The organism is Couchioplanes caeruleus (assembly GCF_003751945.1).
Taxonomy (GTDB): domain Bacteria; phylum Actinomycetota; class Actinomycetes; order Mycobacteriales; family Micromonosporaceae; genus Actinoplanes; species Actinoplanes caeruleus.
On record NZ_RJKL01000001.1, the window covers coordinates 7844511 to 7869392 of the forward strand.

Sequence of the window (24882 nt, forward strand, 5' to 3'; positions counted from 1 at the left end):
GGGCATGAGCGACGAGCGGTTCACCAACTGGGCGGGCTCCATCGTCTTCGGCGCGCGCCGGTTCCATCGCCCGTCCACTGTCGCGCAGGTGCAGGAGCTGGTGGCGGCCGGTGGCTCGGTCAAGGTGCTCGGCAGCGGGCACTCCTTCAACCGCATGGCGGACACGAGGGGTGACTTGGTGTCGCTGGCCGGACTGCCGCGCATCGTCGAGGTCGGAGCGGACCGCACGTCGGTCCGGGTCGACGGCGGCATCCGCTACGGCGAGCTCGCCGCCCGGCTGCACGCGGAGGGCCTGGCCCTGCACACCATGGCGTCGCTGCCGCACATCTCGGTCGCCGGTGCCGTCGCGACGGCGACGCACGGCTCCGGCTGGCGGCACGCCAACCTCGCCACCGCGGTCTCGGCGATCGAGCTGGTCCGCGGCGACGGGACGGCGGTCACCCTGCGCCGCGGCGCCGACGGGGACGCCTTCGCCGGGGCGGTCGTGCACCTCGGCGCGCTGGGCGTGATCACCGCGCTGACCCTGGACGTCGTGCCGGCGTACGAGCTGCGCCAGTACGTCTACGACGACCTGCCCCGCGCCGCCCTGCAGTCGCACCTGCCGGAGATCCTGGCCGACGGCTACAGCGTCAGCCTCTTCACCACCTGGTCCACCCCGGACATGGCCGCGGTCTGGCTCAAACGGCGCGATCCCATGCCCGCCGGCGACTTCCACGGCGCCCGGCGGGCGACCGCGCCCCGCCACCCGGTGCCGGGCATGCCGGCGCGCAGCAGCACCGACCAGTCCGGCGAACCCGGGCCGTGGCACACCCGGCTGCCGCACTTCCGGATGGAGTTCACCCCGAGCAGCGGCGAGGAGCTCCAGTCGGAATACCACGTGCCCCGCGACCGCGCCCTCGAGGCCATCGACGCGCTGCAGGCGATCGGCGCCCGGGTCGCGCCGGTGCTGCAGGTCTGCGAGCTGCGCACGATCGCGGCCGACGAGCTGTGGCTGAGCCCCAACTACCGCCGCGACACGTTCGCCCTGCACTTCACCTGGATCGCCGACGCCGGGGCGGTCCTGCCGGTGGTGGCGGACGTCGAGGAGGCGCTGGCCCCGCTCGACGCGCGCCCGCACTGGGGCAAGATCTTCACGATCACCCCGGCCACCGTACGCGCCCGGTACGACCGCTTCGCCGACTTCGTGGCGCTGGCCCGCGAGTACGACCCGGAGGGCGTCTTGCGCAATCCGTGGCTGGACGACCTGCTCGGCTGAGCCTCAGGAGCTCGCCGGCTTGGGCTGGGCACGCTGCCAGCGGGGCGCCGGCATGTTCTCCGGGTCCAGCTTCTTGCGCGGCGGGCGGACCGAGGCCGGGCCGCGGTTGGGCAGCGACAGCCGGATGATCTTCGCCCACGCCGAGGCCACCTGCACCGGCATGGGGCCGGTCACGTAGTTCAGGTCGTACTTCTCGAACAGGGCCCGGACCTTCGGCGCGATCTCCTGGTACCGGTTGCTGGGCAGGTCGGGGAAGAGGTGGTGCTCGATCTGGTGCGACAGGTTGCCGGTCATGATGTGAATCAGCTTGCCGCCGCTGATGTTGGCCGAGCCGAGCATCTGGCGCAGGTACCACTCGCCGCGGGTCTCGCCCTCGATCGAGGTGCGCTCGAAGGTCTCGACGCCCCTCGGGAAGTGGCCGCACATGATGACCGAGTGCGTCCACAGGTTGCGGATGATGTTGGCGGTGAAGTTGGCGGCGATCGTGTGCAGGAACGACGGCCCGGACAGCGCCGGGTGCACGACGTAGTCCTTCAGCATCTGCTTGCCGATCTTCCGGCGGACCTGCTTGAGCCGGGCCTTGAACTCCGGCGAGCGGCGGCGCTTCTTGGTCTTGAGGTTGCGCCCCAGCTCCAGGTCGTACGCGGCGATGCCGTACTCGAAGAAGATCGCGTTGACGACGTTGTACAGCGGCTGGCCGAGGTAGGCCGGCGTCCAGGGCTGGTCCTCGTCGACGCGCATGATGCCGTACCCGAGGTCGTTGTCCTTGCCGACCACGTTCGTGTACGTGTGGTGCAGCTCGTTGTGCGAGTGCTTCCACTGCTCGGCCGGCGTCGCGCTGTCCCACTCCCAGGTCGAGGAGTGGATCTTCGGATCCCGCATCCAGTCCCACTGGCCGTGCAGGATGTTGTGACCGACCTCCATGTTCTCGAGGATCTTGGCGATCGACAGCCCGGCGGTGCCCAGCAGCCAGGCCGGCGGGAAGAGCGAGAACAGCAGCACCGCGCGGCTGCCCAGCTCGAGACGGCGCTGCACGGAGATCACCCGCCGGATGTACTTCGCGTCGCGCTCGCCACGGCTCTCCACCACCTCGTCGCGGATCGCGTCGAGCTCGATGCCGATCTGCTCGATGTCCTCGGGCGTCAGATGTGCGATCGGATTGACGTTCTTGCGCTGCAATGTGGTCACGGTGATCCTCTTCTACAGCTCGATGCGGCACGGGCCGGCGGCCGCGTTGATGCAGGTCTGAATGGGAATGGCGTCGCCGGGCTCGGCGACGGTGAGGGTGCCGTCGCGCAGGTCGCGCACGGCGCCCTCGCGCAGCGGCAGCACGCACTTGAAGCAGATGCCCATGCGGCAGCCGGACGGCATCAGCACCCCGGCGGCCTCGCCGGCCACCAGCAGCGGCTCACCGCCGCCGGCCGGGACCGTCTTGCCGGCGAGCGTGAACGTCAGGTCGCCACCACCGGCGCCGTCGGCCATCACCGTGGGACGGAACCGCTCGGTGCGCAGCCGCGACCGGGCGCCGGACTGCGCCCAGTGCTCCTCCAGGTCGTCGAGCAGCTCGTTGGGCCCGCACGCCCAGACGTCGCGCTCGAACAGGTCGGGCACCAGCTCGTCGAGGTCGGCCGGCTTGATCCGGCCGTCGGTCCCGGTGTGCCGCTCCACCAGGCGGATGCGGCCCTGGGCGGCCAGCGCCCGCAGGTCGTCGCCGAACACCACGTCGGCACGGGTACGCGCGGAGTGCACCACCACCACGTCGGCCAACTCGTGCCCGCGGCTGCGCAGCATGCCCATGACCGGGGTGATACCGCTACCGGCCGTGACGAACAGCGTCTTCTCCGGGGCGACGGCCGGCAGCGTGAACTCGCCGGCGGGCACGTCGAGGTGCAGGATCATGCCGGTGCGCGCCCGCCGGACGAGGTGGGTGCTCACCGCGCCACCCGGGATCTCGTTGACGGTGACCGTGAACCGGTCGTCGCGCCGGGGCGCGCTGGTGACCGAGTACGAGCGCCAGAGCCGTACGCCGTCGACGTCCACGCCGAGCCGGACATACTGACCGGGCGTGTACGGACGCCAGCCGCGGCCGGGGCGTAGCGTCAGCGTCACGCTGTGCGCCGTCTCGGCGTGGACGCCAACGATCTTCGCGCGCAGCACGTCGGGATTGCGCAGCGGGACGACCGCATCGAGGTAGTCGGCCGGGACGAGCGGTGTCGTGATCAGTTCCACGACCCGCCAGGCCCCGGACCGCAGGGTGCGCGTAAGAGCCATCACCTAAGCCTGCTGTGACCGGGGAACGAATGCATGACCTGACGAAGTGAATCGTGCGGCAGTTATTGTTCGTCCAGCACAACAATGCGCGGTGAAACCCGGAGTGACCATGGATGAGACGCTGCCCGACGTACGCGACTTCCGCCTCGCCGAGGACATCGTCGTCCCGTTGCGGGAGCGGCTGCCCGAGGTTGCGGTCCAGACGATCGGCGCCATCACCGCGACCGTCCCGGCGTACGCGGAGGCCTTCGCGGGAGAGCTCGGCGCCAAGATCGAGAAGGCGGTACGGGCGGCCCTCGGCACGTTCCTCAACCTCGTCTCCCGCGGGGCCGGCCCCGACCCCGGCTCGCCCCTGGCCCCGGCGATCGAGGCCGCGTACGCCCTGGGCCGCGGCGAGGCCCGCTCCGGCCGCAGCCTCGACGCGCTGCTGGGGGCGTACCGCATCGGCGCCCGCGTCGCCTGGCGTCAGTTCGCCGCCATCAGCGTCAGCACCGGCCAGCCCGCGCCCACCATCGCCCGCTTCGCCGAGCTGGTGTTCGCCTACATCGACGAGCTGTCCGCGGCGAGCGTCGCCGGGCACGCCGACGAGCTGGCCTCCTCCGGCCGGGCCCGCCGCCGGCGGCTCGAGCTGCTCGCCCAGGCCCTGGTCGCGGGCGACCCGCCGGAGGTCGTGATCGCGGCGGCGGAGCGCGCCGAGTGGGCGCCGCCGCAGACCCTGACCGCCGTCCTGGTGCCCGAGCGCGCCGCCCGCTCGATGGCCGACCTCTTCGACGCCCGTACGCTCCACGTGGCCGAGGGGGGGCCGGAGCTGCCGGAGACCACGGTGCTCCTGATCCCGGACGCGCAGGGTCCGTCCCGCGGCCACCTGATCCGCCTGCTCTCCTGCCGCGGCGCCATCGTCGGCCCCGCCCGCCCCTGGCTGCGCGCCCGCGACTCGCTCACCCGGGCGATCCGCGTCTCCCGCCTCGACGTCCGCGCTCCCGCGGGCGGCGCCGTCGACACGGAGGACCATCTGCTCGCCCTGGTCGTGACGGCGGACCCGCAGGCCCTCGCCGACCTGCGCGACCGGGTGCTGGCCCCGCTGTCGTCCGAGCGGGCCGCGACGGCGGCCAAGCTGGTGGAGACCCTGCGGAGCTGGCTGCTCCACCAGGGCCGCCGCGAGGACGTCGCGGCGGAGCTGTTCGTCCATCCTCAGACGGTCCGCTACCGCATGTCCCGCCTCCGCGAGCTCTATGGCGACCGCCTCCGCGACCCGCAATGGCTGCTCATGCTCACCGTGGCCCTGGCCGCCGCCCAGGCGGCCCCGAGCTGAAGCCCCGGACGGGACCGTGACCCGGATTTAGCTCACATGCGGTCGGCCGGGACGGGAGCGAGGGCTAAGGGTAGCCTTACCTTGATCTCGTCGAGCCGGAAGAAGTGTGCCCATGCCGATCAGTCCCATCTCGGCCCGGACCGGTGTCGTGACCCGCGTCGAGTGGCTCAGCCCGCACATGGTGCGCCTCGCGGTGGGCGGCCCCGGCCTGCGGGAGATCACCGCGGGTGAATGCAGCGACCACTACGTCAAGCTCCAGTTCCCGCGGCCGGGCGTGGTCTATCCCGAGCCGTTCGACCTCGGGGTGATCCGCGAGACGATGCCCCGCGAGAGCTGGCCGGTCGTGCGGACGTACACGATCCGGCGCTGGCTTCCGGAGATTCCCGAGCTGTGGCTGGACTTCGTGGTGCACGGCGACGAGGGCATCGCCGGGCCGTGGGCGGCCGCCGCCCGGGTCGGCGACCCGGTGCGGTTCCTGGGGCCGGGCGGCGGGTACGCCCCGGACCCGGCCGCCGGCTGGCATCTGCTCGCCGGCGACGAGAGCGCGCTGCCGGCGATCGCCGCCGCGCTGGAGGCCATGCCCGCGGGGGCGCGGGTGCACGCCTTCGTGGAGGTCGCCGGTCCGGCCGACGAACAGCCTCTGGCCACGGCCGCCGACGCCGAGATCACCTGGCTGTATCGCGGCGGGCGCCCGATCGGTGAGGCGCTGGTGGCGGCAGTGCGGGGTCTCGCCTGGCCGGCCGGGAGCGTGCAGGCCTTCGTGCACGGCGAGGCCGGCTTCGTCAGAGACCTGCGACGGCTGCTGCGCGTCGAGAAGCAGATCCCGATGGATCGCCTGTCGATCTCCGGCTACTGGCGACACGGCCTGAACGAGGACGGCTGGCAGTCGAGCAAGCGCGAGTGGAACCGGCAGGTGGAGGCGGAACAGGCCGCATAGGACCGTCCGTGCGTTCTTGCACGATGCGATGTAACTACAAGTCAGGCCTTGCAAGTCCTTGCACGGGGGTTTCGGCGGGAGTTAGCGTGCGTCGTCCCGCTGGATAGGAAGGCCTCGATGTGAAGACCTCGCGGGCGAGCATATTGCTGCTCGCCGTGCTCCTCGTGCTCGGCGTGCAGGTTCCCCCGTCCGCCCCGGCGCAGGCCCAGGCCCCGGCCGCACAAGCGAAGGCCGCCGGCACCGCCGCCAACGAGCAGTTCTACTTCGTCCTACCGGACCGATTCGCCAACGGCGACACCGGCAACGACCGCGGCGGCCTCCCCGGCGACCGGCTCGCCACCGGGTACGACCCTGAGGACAAGGGCTTCTACCACGGCGGCGATCTCCAGGGCGTCATCGACCGCCTGGACTACATCCAGGGGCTCGGCACGACCGCGATCTGGCTGGCGCCGGTCTTCAAGAACCGGCCCGTGCAGGGCAGCGGCGCGGACGTCTCGGCCGGATACCACGGCTACTGGATCACCGACTTCACCCAGGTCGACCCGCACTTCGGCAGCAACGCCGACCTGACGCGGCTGGTCGATCTCGCGCACCGTCGCGGCATGAAGATCTATCTGGACATCATCGTCAACCACACCGCCGACGTCATCAAGTACGCCGAGAACGAGTACGGCTATGTGGACAAGGCCGCGAAGCCGTACCGGGACGCGCAGGGGCGTACCTTCGAGGACCGCAACTACGCCGACGGCACCCGCGCGTTCCCGGCGGTGAACGCGGCGTCGTTCCCGTACACGCCGGTGATCGCCCCCGAGGACCGCGGCGTCAAGGTTCCGGCGTGGCTCAACGATCCGCGGATGTACCACAACCGCGGCGACACCACGTTCGTCGGCGAGAACAGCGAGTACGGCGACTTCTTCGGCCTCGACGACCTGTGGACGGAGCGCCCCGAGGTGGTCCGCGGCATGACGAAGATCTACGCCGACTGGATCAGGAACACCGGCATCGACGGCTACCGGCTCGACACCGTCAAACACTCCGGTCTGGACTTCTGGCCGCAGTTCTCGGCGGGTATCGAAGCCGCCGCCCGGCAGGCCGGCAAGCCCGGGTTCTTCATGTTCGGCGAGGTCTACAGCGCCGACCAGGAGATCGAGTCGACGTACGTGCGCCGCGGCGGCCTGCCCGCCACCCTCGACTTCTCCTTCCAGGCCGCGGCCCGGACCTTCACCGCCGACGGCGGCTCCGCCGAGGCCCTGGCCGCCCTGTACGCCAAGGACGACCTCTACACCACCGACGACACCACCGCGGACCGGCTGCCGACCTTCCTCGGCAACCACGACATGGGCCGGATCGGCTCGTTCGTCGCGGCGGGCGGCACCGACCCGGCCACCCACCTGCGCCGCGACGAGCTCGCGCACGAGCTGATGTTCCTCACCCGCGGCCAGCCGGTGATCTACTCGGGCGACGAGCAGGGCTTCACCGGCCCGGGCGGGGACAAGGACGCCCGCCAGGACATGTTCGCCAGCCGGACGCCCGACTACCTCGACGACGACCTGCTCGGCACGGACCGCACGCACGCCCAGGCCAACTACGAGACCTCGCACCCGGTCTACCGGACCGTCGCCGCGCTCGGCGCGCTGCGCAAGGCCCACCCGGCCCTGCGCGACGGCATGCAGGTGACCCGGCACGCCGCCGCCGGTCCCGGCGTCTTCGCCGCGTCCCGCATCGACCGGGCCGAGCGGCGCGAGTACGTGATCGCCGTCAACAACGCCACCACCGCGCAGACGGTCACCGTCGACACGTGGACTCCCGCCGCGTCGTTCCAGGGCGTCTACGGCGGTGCGGGCGGCGCGGCCACCGGTGCCGACGGCAAGCTCACCCTCACCGTCCCGGCGCTGTCGGCGATCGCGTACCGCGCCGGCAGGACGGTCGCCGCCCCCACCGCCGCCCCCACCGTGCGGATCACCGCGCCCGAACCCGGGGCGTACGTGCCCACGCGCACGGAGCTGACGGCCGCGGTCAGCGGCGACCCGCTCGCCACCGTCCGCTTCGAGGCGAAGGTCGGCGACGGCCGCTGGCGGACGCTGGGAACCGCCGACACCGCGCCGTACCGCGTCTTCCACGACCTGACCGGGCTCGCCGGCGCCACACCGGTCACCTATCGGGCCACGGTCCGCGACAGCAGGGGGCGTACGGCCACCACGACCAGTGGGATCAAGGTCGGCACCCCCGTCGTCCAGGTCGGTCCGGACCACGCGGTCGTGCACTACCAGCGCCCGGACGGCGACTACGACGACTGGAGGCTGTACGCCTACGGCGACGTCGACGAGTCCGCCCAGACCCCGTGGCCGCAGGGACAGCCGTTCGCCGGCGTCGACGCGTACGGTCGCTTCGCCTGGGTCAAACTCAAGCCCGGCGCCCGCAACGTCGGATTCATCGTCGTGGACTCCAACGGCACGAAGGACGTCGCGGTGGACCGCTTCCTCGACCCGGCCGTCAATCCGGAGATCTGGCTGAAACAGGGTGATCCGGCGATCGGCACCGAGCCTCCGCCGGTGGCGCAGGACGAGAACACGGCGGTCATCCACTACCGCCGCGCCGACGGCGACTACGGCGGCTGGGGCCTGCACGTGTGGGACGGCGCCGCGAACCCGACCGAATGGTCGTCGCCGCTGCCGCCCGCCGGGTCCGACTCCTTCGGGGTGACGTTCAAGGTGCCGCTCGCCGCGGGCGCCACCGGGCTGAACTACATCATCCACAAGGGAGACGTCAAGGACCTGCCCGACGACCAGCGGCTCGACTTCGCCTCGGCCGGGCGGGAGGTGTGGCTGCTCGCCGGCGTCCCCGATCGGCTGCTCCCTGTGGTCCGCAAGGCCGGGGGCGGGGGAGAGGTGGACCTCACCAAGTCCGCCGCGGTCTGGCTGGACCGTGCGACCATCGCGTGGAAGACCGGCACCGGCAGCAGCCTGGAACCGGTCGGCGCGGGCACCGACGGCCGCATCTACGACCTGATCTGGGCGCCCGAGGGCGATCTGGACCCGGCGGAACCCGAGCACAGCCTCCGCCTGAAGGCCCAGCGCAACGGCCTCACCGAGGCGCAACGGCGCAAGTCCCCGCACCTGTGGCAGTACGGGGCCTTCACGCTCCCGCGCGGCGCCGACGTCCGCGAGATCCTCAAAAGCCAGGTCGCGGTCACCGAGCGCGACGCGCACGGCAAGCTGCTCTCCGCGACCGGCGTGCAGATCGCCGACGTGCTCGACGACGTCTACGCCGCCGCCACGGGCGCCCGGCTCGGCCCGGCCTTCGACGGTGGCCGCCCCCGGCTCGCCGTCTGGGCGCCGACCGCGCGGTCGGTGCAGCTCGAGCTCTCCGACACCCCGGCCTCGGCCGCCCGGATCGTGCCGATGGCCCGGGACGCGCGGACCGGCGTCTGGTCGGTCACCGGCGCCCGGGGTTGGAAGGGCAGGTACTACCGCTATCGGGTGACCGCCTGGCAGCCTGCCGCCCGGAAGGTCGTCACTGCGAGCGTCACGGACCCGTACTCGCTGGCGCTGTCGGCGAACTCGACGCACAGCCAGATCGCTGACCTCACCGACCCGGCCCTGGCCCCGGCGGGCTGGAACCGGCTCCGCAAGCCCGCACCCGGAGCGGTCCAGATCACCGAGCTGTCCGTGCGCGACTTCTCCGAGCAGGGCACGTACGCGGCCTTCACCGACCCCGGTGCCGCCGGGATGAAGCACCTCGGGCGGCTCGCACAGGCGGGCACGACCCACGTACACCTGCTGCCGGTGTTCGACTTCGCCACCATCCCCGAGAAGCGCGCCGACCAGAAGCAGCCTCCCTGCGACCTCGCCGCGCTGCCGCCGGACTCCGCCGAGCAGCAGAAGTGCATCGCGGCGGTGGCCGGCGCCGACGGCTACAACTGGGGGTACGACCCGCTGCACTACACGACGCCGGAGGGCGGGTACGCCACCGATCCCGAGGGCGCGTCGCGGACCAGGGAATTCCGGCAGATGGTGGCCGCGCTCAACGGCACCGGCCTGCGCGTGGTCATGGACGTGGTCTACAACCACACCTCGGCCGCCGGCACCGATCCGCATTCGGTGCTGGACCAGATCGTGCCCGGCTACTACCAGCGGCTGCTCGCCGACGGAACGGTCGCGAACTCCACCTGCTGCGCCAACACCGCCCCCGAGCACGCGATGATGGGCAAGCTCGTCGTCGACTCCGTCGTCACCTGGGCGCAGGCGTACAAGGTGGACGGCTTCCGGTTCGACCTGATGGGCCACCACCCCAAGGCGAACATCCTGGCCGTGCGGGCCGCCCTCGACCGGCTGACCCTCGCCCGCGACGGCGTGGACGGCAAGAACATCCTCCTGTACGGCGAGGGCTGGGACTTCGGCGAGGTGGCCGGTGACGCGCGCTTCGAGCAGGCGACCCAGGCGAACATGGCCGGTACGGGCGTCGGCACCTTCAACGACCGGCTGCGCGACGCCGTTCGCGGCGGCGGCCCGTTCGACGAGAACCCGCGGGTGCAGGGCTTCGGCTCCGGCCTGTTCACCGACCCCAACGGCGATCCGGTCAACGGGACGGCCGAGGAGCAGCGGGCCCGCCTGCGGCACTACCAGGACCTGATCAAGGTGGGGCTGAGCGGCAACCTCGCGACGTACTCGTTCACCGCCGCCGACGGCACGGTGAAGACCGGCGCGCAGATCGACTACAACGGCTCTCCGGCGGGGTACACGTCCGTGCCCACCGAAACGGTCACCTATGTGGACGCGCACGACAACGAGATCCTGTACGACGCGCTCGCGTACAAGCTGCCGCAGGGCACGTCGGCGACCGACCGGGCGCGCATGCAGTCCCTGGCGCTGGCCACCACCGTCCTGGGGCAGGGGACCGGTTTCGCCGCCACCGGCAGCGAGCGGCTGCGGTCGAAGTCGCTGGACCGCAACTCGTACAACTCGGGGGACTGGTTCAACCGGATCGAATGGGACTGCGCGCGCGGCAACGGCTTCGGCCGCGGCCTGCCCCCGGCCGCGGACAACGAGGCGAAGTGGCCGTACGCGAAGCCGCTGCTGGCCGACCCGGCGCTGACGCCGGACTGCGCGGCGATCGGCCTGGCCGACGCCGCCTACCGCGAGCTGCTCACCATCCGCCGCTCGTCACCGGTGTTCGCGCTGCCGGACGCCGCCGGGGTGCAGAAGCGCCTGTCGTTCCCGCTGTCCGGCGCCGCCGAGACACCCGGAGTCATCACCATGACCCTCGACGGGCGCGGCCTCGACCCGCACTGGACCTCCCTGACGGTGATCTTCAACGCGACACCGGCGACCGCCACCCAGACGGTCACCGCGCTGCGCGGGGCGCACGTCGAACTGCATCCGGTGCAGCGGGCCGCGGCCGACCCCGCCCTGCGCACCGCATCCTTCGCCGCCGCGACCGGCGCGTTCACCGTCCCGGCGAGATCCGTGGCGGTGTTCGTGCAGCGCTGAGCTCAGCCGGCGCTCTGCGCCACCAGTTTCAGGGAGGACACCAGTTCGAGGGTGCGCCGGCGGGCCGCCGCGTCGTAGATCGTGGTCGACAGCATGATCTCGTCGGCGCCGGTCGCCTCGGCGAGGGCCGCCAGCCGCCCGGCCACGGTCGCCGGCGACCCGTGTGCCTGCTCGGCGCGGTAGGCCCGCAGCCGTTCCTGCACCTCGTCGGGCAGGGTCACCTCCGCCGCCTCCGCGGGCGGCAGCAGCGGCCGGTCGGCCCGCCCGGCGAACAGGTCTGCCTTGACGAGGTCCAGCGGGCGGCCGAGCAGGTCCGCTTCCGCGTCGGTGTCCGCGCAGACCGTCTCCACGGCGATCATCACGTACGGCCGTTCCCGCCAGCGCGACGGCCGGAACGCCTGCCGGTAGCGGTCCAGCGCCTCGGCGGTGTTCTGCGGGCGGATGTGGTGCGCGAACGCGACCGGCAGGCCCAGCTCGCCGGCGAGCGTCGCCCCCGCCGTGCTCGACGACAGCAGCCACGGCTGCACGGCGGCACGGTAGCCCGGCAGCAGCGGCGGCCCGGCCTCCCCGGACAGGTAGCCGAGCAGCTCGACGATCCCCGCGCGGTAGCTGTGGTCGGTGGTCGGTGCTGCACCGCGTTGCAGCGCGGCGACGACCGAGGCGTCGAAAGTGCCGGGGCCGCGGCCGATACCGAGGTCGATCCGCCCGGGGTGCAGCGCGTCCAGCGTCGCGAACTGCTCGGCGACCGCGCGCGGCGCGTGGTTCGGCAGGAGCACCCCGCCGGAACCGACCCGGAGCCGGGGGGTGGTCGCCGCGGCGTGCGCGATCAGCACCGCAGGGGCCACGCTGCCGATCAGCGGGGCGCCGTGGTGCTCGGCGAACCAGGCGCGGCGCAGGCCGAGCTGGTCGGCCGCCCGGACGGTCGCGGCCGTGGCGGCCAGCGCCTCCGACGCGGTGCGGCCCTGCTCCGCCGGCGCGACCTCCAGGATGGACAGTGGCGGCAGATTCATGCCGGAACTCTAGCCCAGCGCGGCGGCCGCGATCCCGGCCGACAGCGGCACGGCCGAGAATGTGATCGAATCCTCGCAACGCTCGCGTGAGGAGATGGAGATGCAAAGATCGGCCCCGGCTCTCGGCGCGGCGGCCCTTGCCCTGGCGGGGCTCCTGGCCGCTCCCGCCTCCCCGGCGTCCGCGTCCGGGCCGACCGGGCAGGGGTGCGGGCAGCTGCGGATCGACGACTCGCTGCCGATGCCGTCCGCGGGCCATCACGCGCGGCGCAGCGTCGTCGTGGACGGCAACTGCCAGGTCACCTACGGGCGCGTCGAGATCGCCAAGGTGGCCGGGATCATGGCCGAGCCGCGGGCCTACCGCACCTTCTCCGACATGTACGACTGTTGCAACATCCTGATGACCTCACTGACCACGAAGACCGACGCGGCGTCCTCCACATACGACACGCACGTCAACCGGGAGCCGTGGAACGCCGGGTGGACCGTGCAGGACGTCGCCCGGACCGCCGGCGCCACGGTCGGCACTCGTGCGGAGTTCGGCTATCGCGGCATCTTCGACCCGACCGGCCGCTGGTATCACAACACCCACGAGACGTTCGTCACGGTCGCGGCGGACGGCACGGCGACCTGCCGCCAGAGCGTGGTGCTGCGCCACGCCTTCATCGGCTGGCACTGGGAACACGGCTGCTCCTGACGCTTCGACCTCATGCCGCGAGCCTGAACCGTTCTGCGTGGATCTGGCTACGGGGGACCTTCAGGGCCCGCAGGGCGCGGATCACGGCCTCGGTCATCGGGGGCGGGCCGCAGACGAAGATGTCGCGCTCGGCGACGTCCGGCACCGTGGTGGCCAGGTTGTCCGGCGCGAACGGGGCGAACGGCGGGCTTCCGGCTCCCGTACGGCCGGCCAGCAGGTGCACCCGCGCCCCGCGCTCGTGCGCCAGGGACTCCAGCTCGGCGAGCAGGACGGCGTCGGCCCGGCTGTGCACGCGGTAGAGCACCACGACGTCACCGGACAGCTCCTCGAGCAACGCCCGGATCGGCGTGACCCCCACTCCGCCGGCGACCAGCAGCGTCTTGTCGCGCGTGCGGCGCAGGGAGGTGAAGGCGCCGTACGGCCCCTCCGCGAACACCCGCGAGCCGACCGGGACGTGCCGCAGCGCCGCGCTCGCCCCGCCGACGGCCTTCGCGGTCAGCCGCAGCGTGCGCCCGTCCGGCGCCGCCGACAGCGAGAAGGGGTTCGCCTGCCACCAGCGGGCGTACCCGGGGAACCGCCAGATGAAGAACTGCCCGGCCCGGGCGGGCAGCCGGTCGAGGTCCCGGCCGGAGATGTGGACGGAGACCACGTCGTCGGACTCGGGCACCACCGCGGCGACCCGCAGCCGGTGCCGCGCGTTGCGCCACAGCGGCATCGCAATTCGGCCCACGAGCAGCGCCCCGAGCGCGAAGACCCACAACGCCCACCAGTACGCGGTCGCGACCGGTGCGGCCGTGAACGCCGAGACCTCGAACAACTGGTGGACCAGGACCAGCGCGACCGCCGCGTAGAGGAGCACGTGTACCGCGTGCCAGGTCTCGTACTGCAGGCGGCGGCGGACCGATCGGAGCGACGCCGCGGCCGCGACCACGACGACGACCAGCGCGATCATGCCGACCAGCGACCCCAGCATGCCTGCCAGGTTCCGGAACTGCTGCCAGGTCGAGGAGTGCGAGACGGCCGCGTAGCCCGCCATGACGAACAGCGGATGCAGCAGCACCACCCAGAACAGCGTGAACCCCGTCCACCGGTGCCACGAGGTGAGCCGGTCCATGCCCACCCGCCGGTCCAGCCACGGCAGCCGCGCGACGAGGGTGAGCTGCAGGATCATCAGCAGGGCGGCGTGCAGCCCGAGGAACTGCCCGACGCCGACCAGCGCGTGCTTCGGCTCGGGCGCGATGGTGAAGAACAACGTCCACACCACGGCGACGTTGAGGAGCACGAGACCCCAGAAGAGCTGAACGGTCCGCATGCCGGCCTCCCACGGTTGACGGTGACCGTCCTCACGAAGCCGTGCCGGTGAGGCGGGCCGGGGTACAGGTGGAACTGACGAGCCGATCGCCCGTCCCCGCGTTGATACCGTACGCGGGGTACAACCACGAACACCGGAGGCTCACATGGCGCAACGCACTGCCCCACGGCATCGTGTGGTGATCGTCGGAGCCGGGTTCGGCGGCCTCTTCGCCGCGAAGGCGCTGCGCCGGGCCGACGTCGACATCACGCTGATCAACGGCACCGCGTACCACCTCTTCCAGCCGTTGCTCTACCAGGTCGCGACCGGGATCCTCTCCGAGGGCGAGATCGCCCCGCCGATCCGCGAGATCCTCAAGCGCCAGGAGAACGTGGACGTCAAGCTGGGCTGGGTCACCGACGTCGACGTCGCGGCGAAGAAGGTCCTCGTCTCGGCGCCCGGCATCGACTACTCGGTCGAGTACGACACGCTCATCGTCGGCGCGGGCGCCAGCCAGTCCTACTTCGGCAACGACCAGTTCGCCGACCATGCGCCGGGCATGAAGAGCATCGACGACGCGCTCGAGCTGCGGGCCCGGATCTTCGGCGCCTTCGAGCTGGCCGACCTGCACGAGGACCCGGCCGAGCGGGAGCGGTGGATGACCTTCGTCGTCGTCGGCGCGGGGCCGACCGGCGTCGAGATGGCCGGGCAGATCGCCGAGCTGGCCCACCGCAACCTGCCCGGCCAGTACAAACACATCGACCCGCGCCAGGCCAGGGTGATCCTCATCGACGCCGTGGACGCGGTGCTGAAGACCTTCGGCGACCGTCTCTCCACCCGGGCGCTGCGCCAGTTGCACCTGCTCGGCGTCGAGGTCGAGCTGGAGACCAAGGTCGTCGGCGTGGACGCGACCGGCATCGACGTCGACACCCCGCGCGGACGCGAGCGCATCGCCTCGATGACGAAGATGTGGGCGGCCGGTGTCGCCGCCCCGCCGCTGTCCCGCAAGCTCGCCGCGGCCACCGGGGTGAAGACCGACCGGGCCGGCCGGATCCTGGTCGAGCCGGACTGCACGCTGCCCGGCCACCCGGAGATCTTCGCGGTCGGCGACATGATGGCCCTCGACAACCTGCCCGGTGTCGCCCAGGTGGCCATCCAGAGCGGACGGCACGCGGCCGACCAGATCAAGCGCCGCCTCGCGGGCCGGGAGACCGGCCGGAAGTTCACGTACTTCGACAAGGGCAGCATGGCGACCATCTCGCGCTTCCACGCGGTCGCCAGCATCGGCAAGGTGCACGTCTCCGGCTTCATCGGCTGGCTGATGTGGCTCGCCGTCCACCTGCTGTATCTCGTCGGCTTCAAGAACCGGGTGACGGCCGTGCTGCACTGGTTCGTCAGCTTCCTCGGCCGGGGTCGCGCCGAGCGCGTGGCGACCTTCCAGCAGGCGTACGCCCGGGCCGCGGTCCGCGAGTACGGCGATCCGTTCGAGCGCCGCAGGGTGACCGCCGGACCGGACGCCGGAAAGTAGCCGCCTCGCCGGCACCGGCCGAAAGGAGGAGGTGAGCAAGATCCTATTCAGCCGGGCGCCGGATGCCGTCCAGACTGTCGTTACGCCAGGCTTCCCTCGATCAACCGACGGGGGAGGTACGGGATGTCACGACGAGGATGGCGCGAGATCGTCCTGTTGTTGGGGGCGTTCGCCGCGTACAGCGGGGCGCGGATGCTGGCGGATCCGGATCTCGCCTCGGCCCGCGCCACCGCCGCGGCCCTGCTCGACGCGGAGCGTCTGCTGCAGCTTGACGTCGAGGCCGCCCTCAACCGGGCCGTGACCGGCACGCCGTGGCTGGCCGCCGCGATGTCGTTCTGGTATGCCGCCCTGCACTACCTCGTGACCCCGCTGGTGCTGGTCTGGCTCTACCGGCGGTGCCCGGAGCGCTACCCGGTGGCCCGCAACGGCCTGATCATCGGTTCCGCGCTCGGCCTGGTCTGCTACGTGCTGCTGCCGACCGCGCCGCCCCGGCTCATGCCCACGGGCTTCGTCGACACCCTCGCGAGCACGGCCGACCTGGGCTGGTGGTCGAGCCACGCGTCGGCGCCCGCCGGCCTCGGCCACTTCACCAACGAGCTCGCCGCCATGCCGTCGCTGCACGTGGGCTGGGCGTTCTGGGTCGCGTGGGCGGTGCCCGGCCTGCTGCCCCGGATGCTCGGCGGACTCTACGCCGCGATCACCGCGGTGGTGGTGGTCGGCACCGCCAATCACTGGGTACTTGACGCGATCGCCGGCGTAGCGGTGATCGCGGCCGGCATGCTGATATCCGGACGGCTGCGGCGCCGGCCGGTGCCTGGCCGTGCCGAGGGGGACGCCGTGGTCGCCCGGGTGCCGAAACAGGCCATGACCTGCCCCGACGGCCCGGCCGGCGAGGTGCGCCCCGCGGAGCCCGTGGGTGCCGCGGTGTAACCTGCCCCACTTTCCTGACCGATCGGCCAGTCTCTGACCGATCGGTCAGGCATGCTGGGATCATGGTTCGCGTCAGTACCCGCGATGAGATTCTCCGCGTCGCCGCCGAGCGGTTCGCCCATTTCGGGTACAAGGGCACCTCCCTGCAGGACATCGCCGCCGGGGTGGGATGCTCCAAGGCGACGCTGCTCTACCACTTCGCCAGCAAGGACGCGATCCTCGCCCAGCTTGTCGAGGCCGCCGCGCGCGAGCTCGGCGAGCTGGTCGCGCGGCTGGAGCCGCTCGACGCCGCCGCCGCCCAGGCCGCCGCCATCGACGGCTTCGTCGACCTCGTCCTGCGCTACCGGCGCGAGGCCGCGCTCATCTACGGCGGCATTCCGCAGTTCCTGCAGGAACCGGCGTTCGCCGACCTGCTCCCGCTCACCGACGCGCTCTGCGCCGCGCTCGCCGGGCGGTCCGATGACGCGAGCGCCTGCGTCGCCGCGAAAGTGGTCCTTTCCGGAATCGTCACCGTCGTCATCGACGAGGACAAGGACCCCACCGAGCTGCGGGCCGCCCTCCTGGGCGTGGCCCGGCGTGCCCTGATCCACCCTCACGAGAAGGACTGACATGGCAACCCTGCTGTACCGGCTCGGCCGGTTCTCGTTCCGCCGCCGCGGACTGGTGGTCGTCGTCTGGCTCGTGCTGCTGGCCGCCCTCGGCGGCGCGGCGCTGGCCTTCAAGGGCCCGACCGCGAGCGACTTCACCATGCCGGGCACCGAGTCCCAGCGCGCGATCGACGCCCTGCGGGAGGAGTTCCCGGAGGCCAGCGGCGCCACCGGGACCATCGTGGTGGCCGCTCCGCAGGGCCGCGCACTGACGGAACCGCAGCTCCAGCAGGCGGTGCAGGGCCTGGTCAAGGAGGCGTCCACGCTGCCGGGCGTGCTCGGGGCCATGGACCCGTACCAGGTGAAGGCGCTGTCGCAGGACGGCCGCCACGCGCTCGTCCAGGTCCAGTTCGCCGAGCGGGCCGACGGCGTCACCGCCGAGCAGCGCGACGCGTACGAGCACAGCGGCGCCGCCGCCGAGGCCGCGGGCCTGCGGGTGGAACACGGCGGGGAGGTGATGAACACCGAGCCGGAGGTCGGCGGCACCGAGGCCATCGGCGTGGTCATCGCTCTGATCGTCCTGGTGGTCACGTTCGGCTCGCTGGTCGCGGCGGGAATGACCATGCTCAACGCGCTCATCGGCGTCGGCGCCGGCATGGCCGGACTGTACGCACTGAGCGACGTCGTCTCGCTGACCAGCACCGCGCCGGTCCTCGCGCTCATGCTGGGCCTGGCCGTCGGGATCGACTACTCGCTCTTCATCACCTCCCGGCACCGCCAGCACCTGACCGAGGGCATGGAGCCGGAGGAGGCCGTGGGCCGGGCGGTGGGCACCGCCGGCTCCGCCGTGGTCTTCGCCGGCATCACCGTGATCATCGCGCTGGCCGGCCTCGCCGTGGTCAACATCCCGTTCCTGACCGTCATGGGCCTGGCCGCCGCCGGCACGGTCGCGGTGGCGGTTCTCGTGGCCATCACGCTGCTGCCCGCGCTGCTCGGCTTCGCCGGTGCCCGGGTGCTACCCCGGCGGCTGCGCGGTGCTTCCGACGCCGGTGCCGCCAAGGAGGGCTTCGGCTTCCGCTGGGCGCGCCTGGTGACGAAGCTGCGCGTACCCGTGATCGTGGTCGGCATCCTCGGCCTGGGCGCGCTGGCGCTGCCCGCCGCCGACATGCGGGTCGCACTGCCGGACGCGAGCGCGAGCCCCGAGGGCACGGCCCCTCGCGAGGCCTCCGACCTGATCACCGAGGGCTTCGGCAAGGGCTTCAACGGCCGGCTCGCGCTCGTGGTCTCGAGCGACTCCCCGGAGCAGACGAAGGCCGCGGTCGGCGCTGTCAACCAGGCGCTGCAGGGTACGCCGAACCTGCTGGCCGTCACCCCGCCCAATCTCAGCCGGGACCAGCGCACCGCCCTGCTGGCGATCATCCCGACCACCGGGCCGACCGAGGAGGCCACCGAGACGCTGGTGCACGAGGTCCGCGACCGCACCCGCGGGCTCGGCGGGGCGGACGTCTCGCTCACCGGGCAGACCGCGGTCGGCATCGACGTGTCGGAGAAGCTTTCCGACGCCCTGCCGGTCTACCTCCTGCTCGTCGTCGGCCTGTCGGTCCTGCTGCTGATGCTGGTGTTCCGCTCGATCCTCGTGCCGCTCAAGGCCGCGCTCGGCTTCCTGCTCACCGTGGGTGCGACCTTCGGCATCACCGTCTGGGTGTTCCAGGAGGGCCACCTCGCGGACCTGGTCGGTCTCTCGGTGCCCGGCCCGCTGATCAGCTTCCTGCCGATCCTGCTCATCGGCATCCTCTTCGGCCTGGCGATGGACTACGAGGTCTTCCTGGTGTCTCGGATGCGCGAGGACTTCGTGCACGGCGAGACCCCGCAGGAGGCGACGATCAGCGGCATGGGCCACGGCGCCCGGGTGGTGACCGCCGCCGCGCTCATCATGATCTCGGTCTTCGCCGGCTTCGTGCTGCTGGACGACCCGGTCATCAAGTCCATGGGCTTCGCGTTGGCGGTGGGTGTCGCGATCGACGCGTTCGTCGTGCGGATGACGATCGTGCCCGCGGTCATCTCACTACTCGGTCGCTCAGCGTGGTGGTTGCCGGGTTGGCTGAACCGGCTGCTGCCGAATGTCGACATCGAGGGAGAAAAACTCCGAAAGGAGCTTGACCAGGCATCCGACCGGGTGCCGGTCACCGTCGGGTGACGTGAATCACCGTAGGAGAGCGGGTTGCCGGACCGGCAGCCCGCTCTTTTCATTGCCTCCCCGATATGCGTTCCATCGCTCTACCGTCTGTAGCGATGAGAAACATATTTGTAATCGATGTCCTCAGCGCTACTGACCCTGCGTGCATTTTCGCTGAGCTATAGGTGATCTTGCCGATTTTCTAAATGGGCAAGTTTGATTACTGGCCGGTACGTCGGTTAACGTACCGGCCGGCCGCCGCGGAAACCTGCGCTGCATCAGTGGTGCTTCCACAATGCGGGGCCGACAGCCTAGAAGGAGCTCTCTCTTGAAGACCACTCTGATGAGATTCGCCGCGGCGCTGATCGCAGCCTGCACAATGACGCTGGCAGCTCCCGTAGCGGCACATGCCGAGCCTGCCGGGAAGTACTACTACATCTGCGTTTTGCAGAATGGTTCCGACTACGTCATGAAGAGCGGCGAAAAGCTGAGCAACTGCAAAGGGTCGTACCTGAAGAAGTACATCAATGGGCGTCAGGTCGACAATACTCGCCTCGCTGGCGATGGCAAACATGCCATGAAGGTGAAGAAGGACTTCATCGGATGCCTGATCTCCATCTGGGGTACCGGGAGGTCCACCTTCTTGCTTGTGAAGTCGAGGGGGACGGACAAGTTCGCGTGGGTTAGCCTCGGGGGCTCCGTCTACGGACTCCCGAAATGTCTCGCCTGACGGCCATCCCGAGCCACCCGAACAGGTCCGCGCTTGACGTAGCGAGTGGCTAGGTCTCGCCATTGCGTTAAGGCACCGTTCCACGGGTTTCGCTGTAGATGATTCATTCTTCCGAAGTCGGGCGGTCGTCCGGCCGGGCGGCCACAGGTCCCCACGGCGGGCGACCGCCCGACTTCTTCGTCTGATGAACATGTCCGTCCTGGCGCGCGGGCGGGGCTTCGCGCTGGCGGTCGACGCGTTCGTCGACGGGTTGACGATCGTGCCGCGGTCATCCCCTGCTTGGTCGCTCTGCGTGGTGGCTGGCGGGTTGGCTGAACCGGTTGCTGTCGAACGTCGACATCGCGGGAGAAAAGCTCCGAAAGACCCTTGACCAGGCATCCGACCGGGCGCCCGTTGCCGTTGGATGGCGGTTTGTACCGAACGAGAGCGGGTTGCCACGGCGGCAACCCGCCCTTTTCATTGCCGGATTGTTACCTGAGCGTGGATCTCGCCGCTTGCGGAGCCGTCACACCGGGGAATAGGTTGCCGTCGGCAACAAAACATCGGAACGACCCCGACTCCCCTTCGGAGGCATCCATGACGATCGTGAGGTGGTGCGTGCGATGACTACCGCCCCCATCCTCCTGGAGATGCGTTCCATCACCAAGGAGTTCCCCGGCGTCAAGGCGCTCTCCGACGTCAACCTGGTGGTCCGGGCCGGCGAGATCCACGCCATCTGCGGCGAGAACGGCGCCGGCAAGTCGACGCTCATGAAGGTGCTCAGCGGCGTCTACCCGTACGGCGCGTACTCGGGTGACATCGTTTACCACGGTGCCGAGGCACGGTTCTCGGACATCCGGCAGAGCGAGCGCGCCGGCATCGTGATCATCCATCAGGAGCTCGCGCTCATCCCGGACATGTCGATCACCGAGAACATCTTCCTCGGCAACGAGCCGCGCAAGCGCGGGGCGATCGACTGGAAGGGCGCCCAGCGGCGGGCGCTCGAGCTGATGGCCCGGGTCGGCCTCGACGAGGACCCGGACACCCTGATCAAGGACATCGGCGTCGGCAAGCAGCAGCTCGTGGAGATCGCCAAGGCGTTCGCCAAGGACGTCAAGCTGCTCATCCTCGACGAGCCCACGGCGGCGCTCAACGAGCACGACTCGCAGCACCTGCTGGACCTGCTGCGCGGGTTCCGCGAGCGCGGCGTCACCTCGATCATGATCTCGCACAAGCTCAACGAGATCGAGGCGATCGCCGACGAGATCACCATCCTGCGCGACGGCCGGACGGTCGAGACGCTCAACATCAAGCGGGACGGAGTCGACGAGGACCGGATCGTGCGCGGCATGGTCGGTCGCGAGCTCGGCAGCCGCTTCCCGGACCACACGCCGTCGATCGGGGAGACATTCTTCGAGGTCAGCGACTGGACCGTGCGGCACCCGATCTCCGCTGAGCGGCTCGTCTGCAAGGGCTCGAGCTTCCACGTGCGCCGCGGCGAGATCGTCGGCTTCGCCGGTCTCATGGGCGCCGGGCGCACCGAGCTGGCGATGAGCATCTTCGGCCGCTCCTACGGGGTTTACCTCGGCGGCCGGATCGTCAAGGACGGCAAGGAGATCCACCTCAAGTCGGTGGCGGACGCGATCCACCACGGACTGGCGTACGTGAGCGAGGACCGCAAGGCGATCGGCCTCAACCTGCTCGACGACATCAAGACGTCGACGGTCTCCGCCAAGCTCTCCAAGATCAGTAAGCGGGGCGTGCTCGACGAGGTGGCCGAGTACCGGGCCGCGGAGGCGTACCGCAAGGACCTGCGCACCAAGGCACCCACCGTCGACGAGGGCGTCTCCAAGCTCTCCGGCGGCAACCAGCAGAAGGTCGTCCTGGCGAAGTGGATGTTCACCGACCCGGACCTGCTGATCCTCGACGAGCCCACCCGGGGCATCGACGTGGGTGCGAAGTACGAGATCTACGGCATCATCCAGCGGCTCGCCGACCAGGGTAAGGGCGTCATCGTCATCTCCTCGGAGCTGCCCGAGCTGATCGGGCTCTGCGACCGCATCTACACCGTGTTCGAAGGCCAGATCACGGGCGAGATCGCCCGTGCGGATGCGGATCCGGAGACCCTCATGAAGCAGATGACCTCGACGAAGAAGATGCAGACCCGATGAGCCGATTCAAGGACCTTCAGAAGAACCTGTTCGGAGGCACGACCTCCAACGCCCGCCAGTTCGGGATGATCTTCACGCTGCTGGCGATCATCCTGCTGTTCCAGTTCCTCACCGCGCGTAACCTTGGAGTCGGCTTCGGTGACGGGCTGACCCTGCGGTCGGACAACCTGATCGCGCTGTTCCAGCAGAACTCCTACATCCTGATCCTGGCCGTCGGCATGCTGATGGTGATCGTGGCCGGGCACATCGACCTGTCGGTCGGCTCGGTCGCCGCCTTCGTCGGCATCCTGGTCGCGAAGTCCATGACGGACTGGTCGCTGCCCTGGCCGGTGGCGATCCTGTTCGGCCTCGGGATCGGCGTGCTCATCGGCGCGTGGCACGGCTTCTGGGTGGCGTACTTCGGTGTCCCGGCGTTCATCGTCACGCTGGCCGGCATGCTGCTCTTCCGTGGCGCCAACCAGTACGTCGGCAGCGCGGCGGTGCCGGTGCCCGAGGGTTTCCAGGTCATGGGCGGCGGCTTCCTGCCGGAGATCGGCCCGAACACCGGCTACAACAACCTCACGTTGCTGCTCGGGCTCGCCGCCTGCGTCGCCGTGGTCTGGCGGGAGATGCAGGGCCGGCGTACGCGCAAGGAGATGAACGCGGAGCCGACGCCGCTGTGGGTCTCGGGCATCCGGATGGCCATCATGGTCGGCGTCCTGATCTTCGTGACGCTGCGCTTCGCGGGTGGCCGGGTCGGCACCAGCTTCCCGATCTCCGGCCTGATCCTCGTGGTGCTGGTGATCGCGTACAGTTTTTACACCCGCAACACCGCGGGCGGCCGGCACATCTACGCGGTCGGCGGCAACGCCCGCGCCGCCGAGCTCTCCGGCGTGAAGCTCAAGCGGGTCAACTTCTTCGTCATGATGAACATGTCCATCCTGGCCGCGCTGGCCGGCATGATCTTCGTGGCCCGCTCCGCCGCCTCGGGTCCGCAGGACGGTCTCAACTGGGAGCTCGACGCCATCGCGGCCGTCTTCATCGGCGGCGCGGCGGTTTCCGGCGGCATCGGTACGATCTCCGGCTCCATCGTCGGAGGTCTGGTCATGGCCGTGCTCAACAACGGCCTGCAACTGCTCGGCGTCGGCACCGACCGGGTCCAGATCATCAAGGGCCTGGTCCTGCTGCTCGCCGTCGCCCTGGACGTCTACAACAAGAGCCAGGGCCGCTTCTCGATCATCGGCAGCATCACTCGCCCGTTCCGCCGGGAGGCACCCGCCGCACCGGCTTCATCGTCGGAAGCGGGCAGTCCCGCCAAGACGACGGTGGCCGGCTGACGGCCCACCGACCCCCTCTCACTCCGCAGCACCCATGAGAAGAAGGGCAACACCTCCCATGCGCAATTTCCTCGGCAAGTCGGTGGCCGTCGGCGCCGTCGCGATGCTGGCCCTCACGGCCTGCGGCTCCGGCCGCGAAGGTGACGGCGGCAACGGCAGCGGCACCACGGCGAAGGGCTTCGCGGCGAACTCCGTGATCGGTGTCGCGCTGCCCGCGAGGACCTCGGAGAACTGGGTCCTCGCCGGTGATCTGTTCACCAACGGCCTGAAGGAGGCCGGCTTCAACCCCGACGTGCAGTACGCCGGCGCCTCCACCACGGTCGCCGACCAGCAGGCCCAGATCACCGCCATGGCCACCAAGGGCGCCAAGGTCATCGTCATCGGCGCGACCGACGGCGCGCAGCTGTCGACCCAGGTCGCCGCCGCGAAGAAGGCGGGCGTGAAGGTCATCGCCTACGACCGCCTGATCCTGAACACGCCGGACCTCGACTACTACGTCGCGTTCGACAACTTCAAGGTGGGCCAGCTCCAGGGCCAGGCCCTGCTGGACGGTATGAAGAAGAAGAAGCCGAAGGGCCCGTACACCATCGAGCTGTTCTCGGGCTCGCCGGACGACAACAACGCCGGCGTGTTCTTCAACGGCGCCATGGACGTGCTCAAGCCGGAGATCGACAAGGGCAACGTCGTGGTCGGCTCGAAGCAGACCGACATCAAGCAGACCGCCATCCAGGGCTGGAAGCCCGAGGGTGCGCAGGCCCGCATGGACCAGCTGCTGACCTCGACCTACGGCAGCAAGGAGCTCGACGGCGTCCTGTCGCCCAACGACACCTTGGCCCGCGCGATCATTCAGTCGATCAAGAGCGCCGGCAAGACCGTCCCCGTGGTCACTGGTCAGGACTCCGAGGTGGAGTCGATCAAGTCGATCATGAAGGGCGAGCAGTACATGACGATCAACAAGGACACCCGGAACCTGGTGAAGGAGACCATCAACATGGTCAAGGCCCTCCAGGCCGGCAGCGAGCCGCAGATCAACGACACCAAGTCGTACAACAACGGCACCAAGATCGTCCCGACGTACCTGCTTCCGCCGGTCGCCGTGACGAAGGACAACGCGGCCGAGGCGTACGCGAACGACCCGAAGCTCGCGCCGCTCACCAAGCCGTAGGTTCGCCCAGGCACCACGTGACGGCCCTTGGGGTCCCCGGA

17 protein-coding genes are annotated in these 24882 nt (G+C 70.5%); 13 read left to right on the forward strand and 4 right to left on the reverse strand.

Features of this window, described 5'->3' with window-relative positions; all coding sequences use genetic code 11:
- The first annotated feature begins 4 nt into the window (after nucleotides 1–4).
- On the forward strand, nucleotides 5–1255 hold the full coding sequence (locus EDD30_RS35380) for a D-arabinono-1,4-lactone oxidase (protein WP_071807567.1): 1251 nt from the start codon (nucleotides 5–7) through the stop codon (nucleotides 1253–1255).
- A 3-nt stretch (nucleotides 1256–1258) separates the two neighbouring features.
- Here EDD30_RS35380 and EDD30_RS35385 read toward each other — a convergent pair whose 3' ends face one another.
- Nucleotides 1259–2443, reverse strand: coding sequence for a fatty acid desaturase family protein (locus EDD30_RS35385; RefSeq protein ID WP_071807564.1), 1185 nt, complete (start codon nucleotides 2441–2443; stop codon nucleotides 1259–1261).
- A gap of 12 nt (nucleotides 2444–2455) precedes the next feature.
- A complete protein-coding gene (locus EDD30_RS35390) occupies nucleotides 2456–3526 on the reverse strand; it encodes a ferredoxin reductase (RefSeq protein ID WP_071807565.1) in 1071 nt (356 codons plus the stop codon).
- A gap of 109 nt (nucleotides 3527–3635) precedes the next feature.
- Between EDD30_RS35390 and EDD30_RS35395 the strand changes: the two genes are divergently transcribed.
- The 3 genes from EDD30_RS35395 to pulA all read left to right on the forward strand — a co-directional run bounded on the left by EDD30_RS35395 (nucleotide 3636) and on the right by pulA (nucleotide 11264).
- Nucleotides 3636–4838, forward strand: a complete 1203-nt coding sequence (locus tag EDD30_RS35395; RefSeq protein WP_071807568.1) for a PucR family transcriptional regulator — start codon at nucleotides 3636–3638, stop codon at nucleotides 4836–4838.
- A gap of 112 nt (nucleotides 4839–4950) precedes the next feature.
- On the forward strand, nucleotides 4951–5775 hold the full coding sequence (locus EDD30_RS35400) for a siderophore-interacting protein (RefSeq protein WP_071807566.1): 825 nt from the start codon (nucleotides 4951–4953) through the stop codon (nucleotides 5773–5775).
- Nucleotides 5776–5915: 140 nt separating this feature from the next.
- Nucleotides 5916–11264, forward strand: coding sequence for a pullulanase-type alpha-1,6-glucosidase (gene pulA, locus EDD30_RS35405; protein WP_425321285.1), 5349 nt, complete (start codon nucleotides 5916–5918; stop codon nucleotides 11262–11264).
- 2 nt (nucleotides 11265–11266) lie between these two features.
- Here pulA and EDD30_RS35410 read toward each other — a convergent pair whose 3' ends face one another.
- Nucleotides 11267–12274 carry an LLM class flavin-dependent oxidoreductase gene (locus EDD30_RS35410; protein ID WP_123678694.1) on the reverse strand — a complete coding sequence of 336 codons (1008 nt, stop codon included), beginning with the start codon at nucleotides 12272–12274 and terminating at the stop codon, nucleotides 11267–11269.
- Nucleotides 12275–12374: 100 nt separating this feature from the next.
- Between EDD30_RS35410 and EDD30_RS35415 the strand changes: the two genes are divergently transcribed.
- The gene (locus tag EDD30_RS35415) at nucleotides 12375–12968 is read left to right on the forward strand and encodes a hypothetical protein (protein ID WP_148088181.1); all 594 of its coding nucleotides are present in this window, start codon (nucleotides 12375–12377) and stop codon (nucleotides 12966–12968) included.
- 10 nt (nucleotides 12969–12978) lie between these two features.
- Here EDD30_RS35415 and EDD30_RS35420 read toward each other — a convergent pair whose 3' ends face one another.
- Nucleotides 12979–14280 carry a ferredoxin reductase family protein gene (locus tag EDD30_RS35420; protein WP_071807917.1) on the reverse strand — a complete coding sequence of 434 codons (1302 nt, stop codon included), beginning with the start codon at nucleotides 14278–14280 and terminating at the stop codon, nucleotides 12979–12981.
- 145 nt (nucleotides 14281–14425) lie between these two features.
- Between EDD30_RS35420 and EDD30_RS35425 the strand changes: the two genes are divergently transcribed.
- From EDD30_RS35425 to EDD30_RS35460, 8 genes are all read left to right on the forward strand, one after another.
- Nucleotides 14426–15787, forward strand: coding sequence for an NAD(P)/FAD-dependent oxidoreductase (locus EDD30_RS35425; RefSeq protein ID WP_071807916.1), 1362 nt, complete (start codon nucleotides 14426–14428; stop codon nucleotides 15785–15787).
- 123 nt (nucleotides 15788–15910) lie between these two features.
- Entirely contained in the window at nucleotides 15911–16717 is an 807-nt protein-coding gene (locus EDD30_RS35430; RefSeq protein ID WP_084556928.1) for a phosphatase PAP2 family protein, read from the forward strand.
- Nucleotides 16718–16779: 62 nt separating this feature from the next.
- The gene (locus EDD30_RS35435; protein ID WP_071807914.1) at nucleotides 16780–17325 is read left to right on the forward strand and encodes a TetR/AcrR family transcriptional regulator; all 546 of its coding nucleotides are present in this window, start codon (nucleotides 16780–16782) and stop codon (nucleotides 17323–17325) included.
- 1 nt (nucleotide 17326) lies between these two features.
- Nucleotides 17327–19501, forward strand: coding sequence for an MMPL family transporter (locus EDD30_RS35440; protein WP_071807913.1), 2175 nt, complete (start codon nucleotides 17327–17329; stop codon nucleotides 19499–19501).
- 307 nt (nucleotides 19502–19808) lie between these two features.
- Complete coding sequence (locus tag EDD30_RS35445; protein WP_071807912.1) at nucleotides 19809–20210, forward strand: hypothetical protein; 402 nt, start codon at nucleotides 19809–19811, stop codon at nucleotides 20208–20210.
- Between the two features lie 602 nt (nucleotides 20211–20812).
- Nucleotides 20813–22360 carry a multiple monosaccharide ABC transporter ATP-binding protein gene (mmsA, locus tag EDD30_RS35450; protein ID WP_071807920.1) on the forward strand — a complete coding sequence of 516 codons (1548 nt, stop codon included), beginning with the start codon at nucleotides 20813–20815 and terminating at the stop codon, nucleotides 22358–22360.
- The gene (gene mmsB / locus EDD30_RS35455; protein ID WP_071807911.1) at nucleotides 22357–23676 is read left to right on the forward strand and encodes a multiple monosaccharide ABC transporter permease; all 1320 of its coding nucleotides are present in this window, start codon (nucleotides 22357–22359) and stop codon (nucleotides 23674–23676) included. The genes mmsA and mmsB overlap by 4 nt, the downstream gene beginning before the upstream one ends.
- Nucleotides 23677–23734: 58 nt before the next feature.
- On the forward strand, nucleotides 23735–24841 hold the full coding sequence (locus EDD30_RS35460; protein ID WP_071807910.1) for a substrate-binding domain-containing protein: 1107 nt from the start codon (nucleotides 23735–23737) through the stop codon (nucleotides 24839–24841).
- Nucleotides 24842–24882 lie beyond the last annotated feature (41 nt).

Coding starts and splice junctions, on each gene's coding strand:
- EDD30_RS35380 (WP_071807567.1), top strand. CDS start 5: ATGAGCGACGAGCGGTTCACCAACTGGGCGGGCTCCATCGTCTTCGGC.
- EDD30_RS35390 (WP_071807565.1), bottom strand. CDS start 3,526: ATGGCTCTTACGCGCACCCTGCGGTCCGGGGCCTGGCGGGTCGTGGAA.
- EDD30_RS35395 (WP_071807568.1), top strand. CDS start 3,636: ATGGATGAGACGCTGCCCGACGTACGCGACTTCCGCCTCGCCGAGGAC.
- EDD30_RS35400 (WP_071807566.1), top strand. CDS start 4,951: ATGCCGATCAGTCCCATCTCGGCCCGGACCGGTGTCGTGACCCGCGTC.
- EDD30_RS35410 (WP_123678694.1), bottom strand. CDS start 12,274: ATGAATCTGCCGCCACTGTCCATCCTGGAGGTCGCGCCGGCGGAGCAG.
- EDD30_RS35415 (WP_148088181.1), top strand. CDS start 12,375: ATGCAAAGATCGGCCCCGGCTCTCGGCGCGGCGGCCCTTGCCCTGGCG.
- EDD30_RS35420 (WP_071807917.1), bottom strand. CDS start 14,280: ATGCGGACCGTTCAGCTCTTCTGGGGTCTCGTGCTCCTCAACGTCGCC.
- EDD30_RS35425 (WP_071807916.1), top strand. CDS start 14,426: ATGGCGCAACGCACTGCCCCACGGCATCGTGTGGTGATCGTCGGAGCC.
- EDD30_RS35430 (WP_084556928.1), top strand. CDS start 15,911: ATGTCACGACGAGGATGGCGCGAGATCGTCCTGTTGTTGGGGGCGTTC.
- EDD30_RS35435 (WP_071807914.1), top strand. CDS start 16,780: ATGGTTCGCGTCAGTACCCGCGATGAGATTCTCCGCGTCGCCGCCGAG.
- EDD30_RS35440 (WP_071807913.1), top strand. CDS start 17,327: ATGGCAACCCTGCTGTACCGGCTCGGCCGGTTCTCGTTCCGCCGCCGC.
- mmsA (WP_071807920.1), top strand. CDS start 20,813: ATGACTACCGCCCCCATCCTCCTGGAGATGCGTTCCATCACCAAGGAG.
- mmsB (WP_071807911.1), top strand. CDS start 22,357: ATGAGCCGATTCAAGGACCTTCAGAAGAACCTGTTCGGAGGCACGACC.
- EDD30_RS35460 (WP_071807910.1), top strand. CDS start 23,735: ATGCGCAATTTCCTCGGCAAGTCGGTGGCCGTCGGCGCCGTCGCGATG.